This is a genomic window from Paenibacillus algorifonticola (genome assembly GCF_000971975.1).
Taxonomy (GTDB): Bacteria; Bacillota; Bacilli; order Paenibacillales; family Paenibacillaceae; genus Pristimantibacillus; species Pristimantibacillus algorifonticola.
Genome location: NZ_KQ040780.1, coordinates 205,599 through 212,759 on the forward strand (window position 1 = coordinate 205,599; position 7,161 = coordinate 212,759).

Annotated in this window: 4 protein-coding genes and 1 pseudogene; 4 read left to right on the forward strand and 1 reads right to left on the reverse strand. The window is 49.2% G+C overall.

Features of this window, described 5'->3' with window-relative positions:
• The first annotated feature begins 13 nt into the window (after positions 1 to 13).
• The gene (gene pyk, locus WH37_RS03520; protein ID WP_046229163.1) at positions 14 to 1,435 is read left to right on the forward strand and encodes a pyruvate kinase; all 1,422 of its coding nucleotides are present in this window, start codon (positions 14 to 16) and stop codon (positions 1,433 to 1,435) included.
• Positions 1,436 to 1,593: 158 nt separating this feature from the next.
• Here pyk and WH37_RS37630 read toward each other — a convergent pair.
• Positions 1,594 to 2,255: pseudogene (locus tag WH37_RS37630) on the reverse strand (transposase); the annotation flags it as partial.
• Positions 2,256 to 3,033: 778 nt separating this feature from the next.
• Between WH37_RS37630 and WH37_RS03530 the strand changes: the two are divergent.
• From WH37_RS03530 to WH37_RS03540, 3 genes are all read left to right on the forward strand, one after another.
• The gene (locus WH37_RS03530) at positions 3,034 to 3,819 is read left to right on the forward strand and encodes a thioesterase II family protein (protein WP_046229164.1); all 786 of its coding nucleotides are present in this window, start codon (positions 3,034 to 3,036) and stop codon (positions 3,817 to 3,819) included.
• Positions 3,820 to 3,927: 108 nt separating this feature from the next.
• Complete coding sequence (gene ectB / locus WH37_RS03535; protein ID WP_046229165.1) at positions 3,928 to 5,214, forward strand: diaminobutyrate--2-oxoglutarate transaminase; 1,287 nt, start codon at positions 3,928 to 3,930, stop codon at positions 5,212 to 5,214.
• A 152-nt stretch (positions 5,215 to 5,366) separates the two neighbouring features.
• Positions 5,367 to 7,161, forward strand: a 1,795-nt coding sequence (locus WH37_RS03540) for a condensation domain-containing protein (RefSeq protein WP_046229166.1), incomplete at its 3' end; no start/stop codon positions are given.

Sequence of the window (7,161 nt, forward strand, 5' to 3'; positions counted from 1 at the left end):
GGAATGAGACTTCATGCGTAAAACCAAAATTGTTTGTACGATGGGACCTGCTTGTGATTCGGTTGATACTTTAAGGGAAATGATTCGATCGGGGATGAATGTGGCGCGTCTTAATATGGCGCACGGGGAACTGGAGGATCATGCTGGACGGATTGAGCGGATTCGCGAAGCGGCTGCTGCTGAAAATGCAATCGTGCCGATTTTGCTGGATATTAAAGGACCAGAAGTGCGGATTGGTAAGCTGGAGGAAGCTTCTTACCTACTGGTGGCAGGCGAAACGCTGACGCTGACGACGGAAGAAGTACTCGGCAATGGCCGCCGTATTCATGTTAACTATAGCGAGCTTCCGCTTGTCGTGAAGCCTGGCAATACGATTTTGCTCGACGATGGCCTGATTGATCTTGAGGTGGCATCGGTTGAAGCGACGGAAGTGCACTGTACGATCGTAAACGGCGGTCTGATCAAGCCGCGCAAAGGCGTTAACCTGCCGGGCATCCGCACGACGCTGCCGGGCGTAACGGAGCGCGACATTCGCCATATCCACTTCGGCATTCAGCAAAATATTGATATTGTTGCGCCTTCCTTCGTAAGAAGAGCGGAAGATATTTTGGAAATTCGCGAGCTGCTGCAGGCGCACGGTGCCGGCCATGTTCAAATCATTTCGAAAATTGAAAATGAAGAGGGCGTCGTCAACCTGGATTCCATCATTGCAGCATCGGATGGCATTATGGTTGCCCGTGGCGACTTGGGCGTTGAAATTCCAGTTCAGGATGTGCCATCGATGCAGCGCGACATGATCAATAAATGTAACGTAGCGGGCAAGCCTGTTATCGTTGCGACTCATATGCTGGATTCCATGCAAGTAAACCCGCGTCCTTCACGCGCTGAAGTGAGCGACGTTGCAGGTGCGGTTATGCAAGGAACGGATGCGATCATGCTGTCCGGCGAGACGGCTGCAGGAAAATATCCGGTTCAATCGGTTGCTACAATGGCTGCCATTGCGCTTAAAGCAGAATCCCAGCTGGACTATTACGCAGGCTTCCAAGAGCGCCGTCAGCTTGCTTCAACGACGATTACAGAGGTCATTAGCCAAGCGGTTGTCAGCTCCTCCCTTGAGCTGAAGGCGAAAGCGATCCTTACTCGTACGGAAAGCGGCTTTACGGCGCGTATGGTATCCAAATATCGCCCGCAATCGCCAGTTATCGCGATTACTTCCGACGAGAAAATTTTGCCGCTGTTGGCGCTGCTATGGGGCGTTATTCCAGTGAAGGGCACGAAGACCGGCACGACGGACGAGCTGCTGCATGCTGCTATGGCGGATGCGGAGCAAACGGGACTGCTTGCTGAGGGAGACTTTGTCGTCATTACGGCAGGAGCGCCAGTTGGTCTATCCGGTACGACGAATTTGATCAAAATCGAGCAATATGGCGCATAGCCGCAAGCCTAAACGATAAGCTGAACGTAAGCTAGAGCCCAAACAAGAAGGAGCGTGTAAACAAGCCTTGCGCATGGATGGAGTCATGCAATCGCCTCCTCCATTGGTCGCATTTGGGCTCTAAACATTTCGTCGTACTGACGCAAGTGTATTTCGGCCTGTTTTGGAATATAGGTCTTATATATGTTTTTGATGTAGGATTGAGCCTGCGCAAGTGCCGTGCTATCGGCTAATGCGCCAGGCTTTTTCTTTAATGTTTCGAGATAGTGAAGCAGTTCCAGTCGCCACTCATGGCATCCAACTAGTGTTGCATATTTATCCACCCTGGCATGTACGACCCTTGCAGCGCCAAACATAGGCAGGCTCTGAAACAGGTAAGGCTGTTCTTCCTCCAGACATGCTGTCGCTGTCTTTCCTTCCCACCGATTGTGGGGTTTGTTGTTCAGTCTTTCGCATACTTCTAGCAAAAATCGTTGTCCTCTTCTAACGTTTCGAACGTATCCCTAAAGGCGAATGCTTTACGCCTAGCGACTTCAACGGTCCTCTCAACATGCCCCTTTTCGTTTCCACTACGAGCATTGCAAAACCGAAACTCAAAGCCATAGTAAACAGATAATTGCAATAGCCCTTCGGTAGATTCTTTCTCATCACCGACAAATCGTTTGACTGCCACCTTCATGTTGTCATAGACAAGGGCTTGGTACGCACCGTCAATAGGCTTAAAGAACCGTGCATACGCTTCTTGAAAGCATGCTGTCGTCTGTTTCGTGAATAAATAGGCCTACCGGTAATTTCCATAAGCCGAGGTAAAAGCAGCCATTGTCCTTGGACTGCCGAAGAGTATTCAAGAAGCATAGTCAGCAGACAACCCTGCACAGCCTAACCGCCCCGCGACCGTTTCCGATGGTCCCCTAAATCGCCTCTTGGAATGAAATGGATCAAATCGGCTGTTGGGCGAAAGGAAATAGATGGATTATATGGAAATAGTAAAAGATGAAAGCAGTTTTAATAAAGGATAGATTCCGCCCATTTTTTGACCTGCTTTTTTAAATACTTAAGCAACAGAAGGGCAAATTTTCGTTTTCAACGGGTCCCATTCCGCTTTCTGGCTGACGTACCAGGCATCCATGTGCTGGCAGATCATCATGTTGTAGAGTCGCATGTACCCCATCATTGTAGATCGGTGTCTACCGGATTCCGGCTTGTAGTCCATTTTTTCGCGATTTTGGAGCGACTTAGAAAAAGTCGAGTTTTTTGGTGTAATAACCAAAAAAATCTATAATAATTCCGAAATGGTAAAAACCAATGGATTCAAAAATTGAAATAGGAGGAAATGAACAAAGGTGGTTCAAGTAGAAACCTTGTACCATCTACCTTTTTTGATGAAAAGAGGGTATTTAAGGCAGTGAGGATTCGCGAATGCAAGAACGTTATGGGAAATCTCCCAAGATCTATAAAAATGAAGGGATACGCGCCATTCCGGTCGCTTAATGTTTAATTTAGTCTTTTTTACTCACTTTTTACAATTTTTAAATTGTATATTTTTGATATTTTTGTTATAGTAACCACATAAATACTATGATGTGGGTGATAGAGAGATGACTGCTCGAGAGAGTTCCTGGTTCTTGAATACGCACGCCGGCTCTTTTGCAAAGCTCCGCTTATTTTGTTTTCCTTACGCCGGCGGCGGAGCCTCTGTATTTAGTAGCTGGAAGCGAGAATTGCCGGCTCACATTCATGTTTGTCCCGTTCAGCTTCCAGGCCGAGAGCGCAGAATGTTAGAGGATCCGATGGATTCCGTCGAGGCTATCGTTCATTCGCTTGTTTCGGAAATAACACCGTTTTTACATACGCCCTTCGCTTTTTTTGGCCACAGCATGGGGGCGCTAATAGCCTTTGAAACCGCTCGTCAATTACACTTCAAGCATCATGTGACTCCACTCCACTTATTCGTATCAGGTAAAACTGCGCCTCACTTGCCTTATCCAAGAAAATCCCTACACAAATTGCCCGATGATCAGTTTAAGAAAGAGCTTCAGCTCATGCAAGGCACACCTGAAGAAGTTTTACAGAATGATGAATTGATGGAAATTGTAATGCCTCATTTGCGGGCTGACTTTACCGCTGTTGAAACCTATGTATACAGACCGGGAGAAGTGCTTCCTTGTCCGATTGCGGTTTTTGGCGGATTGCAGGACCATGACGTAAGCATTGAATCGCTTTACGCTTGGCAAGAGCATACAAATGGTTCATTCCAAGTGCAGATGTTGGAGGGCAATCATTTTTTTCTCCACAATCAGGAACAAGAGGTCATCGGAAGTGTGCTGCGTGAATTATCACCTCAGATGAGGGGGGTTGCCGCCAGCGGTCCGGTTGCACGTTAACCAACTGCCGCATAAAAATGATGAAATCACGCTCATAGCTGTCCATCGCCGCCAATCAACGAAGTCTATTTGTTATGCACATTTTCATAATTATGGAGGGGTTTTTTTATGACAAACACATTCGAAATGCTGGAATCCAATGTAAGATCTTATTGCCGTTCTTTTCCCGATGTCTTTGTGCGTGCGAAAGGCTCGGTATTGTACGCCGAGTCCGGCAAAGCGTTTATCGATTTCTTCGCCGGAGCCGGAGCGCTAAATTACGGACACAATAATGATTTTATCAAGCAACAGCTCATCCAATATCTGCAATCGGACGGCCTTAGTCACGGACTGGATATGTACACTTCCGCGAAGGAGACCTTTCTGCAGACGTTCTCAGACAAGATTCTGAAGCCACGCGGTCTCGACTATAAGCTTCAGTTTTGCGGTCCTACCGGAACCAATGCGGTAGAGGCGGCGCTGAAATTGGCAAGAAAAGTGAAGGGAAGGACGGGCGTGTTTGCTTTCATCGGATCGTTTCATGGGATGTCGCTTGGAAGCTTGTCCGCCACAAGCAGTCTATACCACCGCGAAGCGGGAGGATTGCCGCTGCATGATGTTACGTTTATGCCATTCCCAACGGGTTTTATCGACAATTTGGATACGATCGGCTACATGGAAGCGATTTTAACGGACGATCATTCGGGCATAGCCAAGCCGGCAGCTGTCATCCTTGAAACCATGCAAGCCGAGGGCGGTTTAAATGCGGCGCCTACCCAGTGGCTGCAGGAGCTTCGGGATCTTTGCGACCGTCACGATATTTTGCTGATCGTCGACGATATCCAGGTGGGCTGCGGACGAACAGGTTCATTTTTCTCCTTTGAACGGGCGGGGATTGTTCCCGATCTGGTCGTGCTCTCCAAATCAATCAGCGGTTACGGTCTGCCGATGTCGTTGCTGCTGCTAAAGCCCGAACTGGATGTTTGGCAGCCGGCTGAACACAACGGCACCTTCCGGGGAAATCAGCTTGCGTTCGTTGGCGCGACGGCGGCTCTTGAACTCCGGGAATCGGCGCAGTTGGATGCAGAGACGGAACGTAAAGCGCAGTTTGTTGAACAATACTTGAAGGAGCATATTCTGCCGATCAACCCACTCATCTCGATGCGCGGTATGGGATTGATTTGGGGCATTGACGTATCGGCTTGCCAGGATGAACATCTCTCCAAAGCCATCGTGTCTCGATGCTATGAGCAAGGACTGATTGTCGAACGAGCCGGACGTCAAGATATGGTTGTCAAGCTGATGCCTGCGCTTACGATTTCGATGGACGAGCTAGCTGCCGGATGCGAAATATTTAAGCGGGTCGTATCGGAATGCTGCACCTTGATCGATTCACTTCAGCCTCAGCTGACATAAACACCGCCTGAAAGAACGGACGACGTTGGCGCCTGCCAAGCGATCTGGCTGGTAGCGATCATTCTGGCGGTTACGTAGCACAACGTCGGAGCGTCTGGCTAGGCCGCGCGTACCTCGGAGGTTCAATCAAGAATTTGTCAAGGGGAGAGACGATGAAAAACAACAATGTTCCATTATTTCCATTAACGCAACCCCAGCAGCGGATTTGGTATACCGAATTGCTATATCCAAATCGAACTACCTCGACGATCATTGCGATAGTGAAAATAACAGGCCGCATCGATGTGAATGCTTTGAAGCAAGCCATAAACAAAGTCATTGAGCAAAGCGACTCTTTTCGTATCCGATTGAAGACGGAGAACGGAGTTCCTTATCAATACGTTCGGGATTATGAGGAGAAGGATTTCGAATGTATCGATTTGAGCAAGGAGCAGGCGGAGCAGAGGATGCTTGAGCTTCGGTCCATTCCGCTTGAGCTGCTGGAATCCGAGCTGCACCGGTTCGTTATGGTACGGATTGGGGACGAGGAGACGTGGATCAATTTCAAGATGCATCACATCGTATCCGATGGCATCTCCATGAATTTGGCCGTAAACGAAATCATGCAGCATTATTCGAATATCATAAGGGGCAACAGCTCTCCTCGTAAGGACAGCTCTTATATCGATTTTATTCAGGTCGAGCACGACTACGAGCAATCCGAGCGCTATCAGAAGGACAAGGACTATTGGCTCGCAAAATTTGGCACTATGCCCGAAGTCATTAGTTTGAAGTCATACAATCCGCTAACGGTGGGCACTGACGCAAGAGTCGATAGATGGATGCTTGACGACGAACAGCATCATGGCGTAAAAGCCTTTTGCAAGGAGCATCAGATCAGTATCTTTACCTTTTTTCTGAGCGCTTTATATATTTACATGCATAAGGTAACCAACGAGCAGGACGTGGCGATTGGCACATTGTATGCGAACCGGACGACAAAGAAAGAAAAAGAAACGGTCGGTATGTTCGTCAGTACGGTCGCAACGAGGATGCTGGTGGAGCCTGAGCAGGAATTGCTTTCGTTTCTAAAAAATGTCGCCAAAGAACAAGCCTCCATCCTGCGCCATCAGCGTTATCCGTACAATAAGATCGTTCAGGACTTGCGAGAGGCTCACCGCAATCAGGATGTCCAGCGGTTGTTTGGCGTTTCGATACAATACCGATCAGTGAGCTTATTTCGTACGGATGAGGCAGTTATGCATGGGAATCAAGATTACACCGGGGATTCGGTTAACGACTTTGATATTCATGTTCTGGATTTTGTAGATGACGGGAAGCTCTTTGTTGATCTGTATTACCGCACGCAGCTATTTGGCGAGCATGAAGCGAAAGAGATCATCCGTCAGTTCGTCTGTATCTTGGAGCATATGATTCGCAGCCCGTATCAGAAAATCTCCGAGCTGTCGCTTATTAGCGAAGAGGAGCAGCGCAGGCTGATCACTGCCTTCAACGATACGGATGCGGATTACCCGAGAGAGAAGACGATTCACGAGTTGTTCGAGAAGCAGGCGGAGCGTCATCCGGATGCGGTCGCGGTCGAGTACGAGGACGAGCGGCTGACGTACCGCGAGCTGAATGAGCGGGCGAATCGTCTGGCGCGTACCTTGCGGAACCAAGGCGTAGGGGCGGATCAGCTGGTGGGCATTATGGCCGAACGATCCCCTTCCATGGTGATCGGGATTCTCGCGATCCTGAAGGCGGGTGGGGCGTATGTGCCGATCGATCCGGAGTATCCGGAGGAGCGCATCCGCTACATGCTGGATGATTCGGGAGCCAGTGTGCTGCTGCTGCAAGCGCATTTGCGGGACAAGGCGACCTTTGCGGGCGTCTGCCTGCTCCTGGATGACGAGCAGACCTACGCAGCGGACAGCGCGAGCCTCGTCTCGGTTAACCAGCCGAACGATC

What these genes read in the sequence shown, in the direction of transcription:
- pyk (WP_046229163.1), top strand. Translation starts at nt 14, where the DNA reads ATGCGTAAAACCAAAATTGTTTGTACGATGGGACCTGCTTGTGATTCG.
- WH37_RS03530 (WP_046229164.1), top strand. Translation starts at nt 3,034, where the DNA reads ATGACTGCTCGAGAGAGTTCCTGGTTCTTGAATACGCACGCCGGCTCT.
- ectB (WP_046229165.1), top strand. Translation starts at nt 3,928, where the DNA reads ATGACAAACACATTCGAAATGCTGGAATCCAATGTAAGATCTTATTGC.